The following is a 1,331-nucleotide window of genomic DNA, read 5'->3' on the forward strand; positions in this document are numbered from 1 at the left end:
GCTCCAGCTCGTCGCGCCGGCCGCGTGCCGCCCGTTCAGTGTCCCGGCGGGCCGCCGGCTCCTCCTCGCGCTGGCGACGGCTGGGCCGGGCCGGCGCGGCGAGCGAGCCCGGCTCGGGCACGACCGGGACGGTGAACCGTTCGGGGTCGCGCCGGCGCGGGCCGGCCGGCGCGGTCCACGAGGCGGTGGTGGTCTCCGCCCACGCGGGGCGGTCGTCCTTGGCGCTGTCGCGGCGCCGGCCCAGGCCGGCCAGCAGCGACCGGCCGCGACTCTCCTCGCTGGCGCGGCCGGCCATCACGGCGTTCCGCACCGCGGCCTGGTGCTGCTCGCGGCTGCGCCGTCCGATGGTGACCGAGAGCCGGACCAGCAGCGCCAGCACGACCAGCAGGACACAGCCGAGGTAGCTGAACACCACCCAGGACTGGGCGACCCGGCCGGCGTTGAGGCCGTGGAAGAGAGCGAACGGCCAGGAGACGTACGCCATGGAGTGCAGCGATCGCCACAGCCACTTCGGACCGACGCCGGCGAAGCGGGCCCGGATGATGCCGGTCCAGATCACGCTCACCATCAGCAGGGCGGCCACCGTGCCGAGCCCGACGTAGAGCCCACGGCCGCCCACGAACGGCACCAGCGCGTCCGTCGCTGCCGCCCGGCCCGTGGCGATCTTGGTGAGCACGTGGAAGAGCAGCCCGGCCACGCCGAGCACGCCGGTGGCCCGGTGCGCCGACTGCATCAGCACCCGGTGCGAGATGCGCAGCACGAGGCGGTCGGTGGCGAGCAGGCCGAGCATCACGGTCAGGCTCAGCGACACCAGGGCGATCACCCCGGCGAAGAACTCGGTGAAGAAGAAGCCGTACGCGTACGCCTTCTGACCCGCGCCGGTCAGCATGGTCGCCGCCCAGAGCGCGGCGAGCACCGACGCGATCAGCAGGGCGGTCGCCGACCGCGACGGTGTGCGTACCCCCCGACTGCTGGCGCTGGTCCGGACGGTGGCCGCCTTCTGGTTCTGCTTTGCCCGGGCCATCTGCTCCTCGATCGTCTCGCGGCGGCGTACCACCGGCCGACCCCTGCTCCCCCATCCAGTACGGACCGGCGGCCCGCGCGGATCACCGGGACGGAAGATTTCTGGGCCGCATCGAACCAACCCGCGTCGGGACGCGTGTAGCGGCGATCGCCGGGCTTCAGGTGCACCCCACTAAAGACAGTGACGAACGTCCATGCATTGACAGTGGCTGCAACACGCTTGTAACCTTTCGGAAAATTTCAGCCCTGGTTGCAAGATTCCGGCAACCGGGCGGTCCCCCGACGCACCACCACCCCACCGCCTCACA

Annotated in this window: 1 pseudogene; it reads right to left on the bottom strand. The window is 72.3% G+C overall.

Annotated elements, in window-relative coordinates:
• Positions 1–1,057: pseudogene (locus tag DKT68_RS28650) on the bottom strand (hypothetical protein); the annotation flags it as partial.
• Between the last annotated feature and the right edge of the window lie 274 nt (positions 1,058–1,331).

The organism is Micromonospora acroterricola (assembly GCF_003172955.1).
GTDB lineage: Bacteria > Actinomycetota > Actinomycetes > Mycobacteriales > Micromonosporaceae > Micromonospora > Micromonospora acroterricola.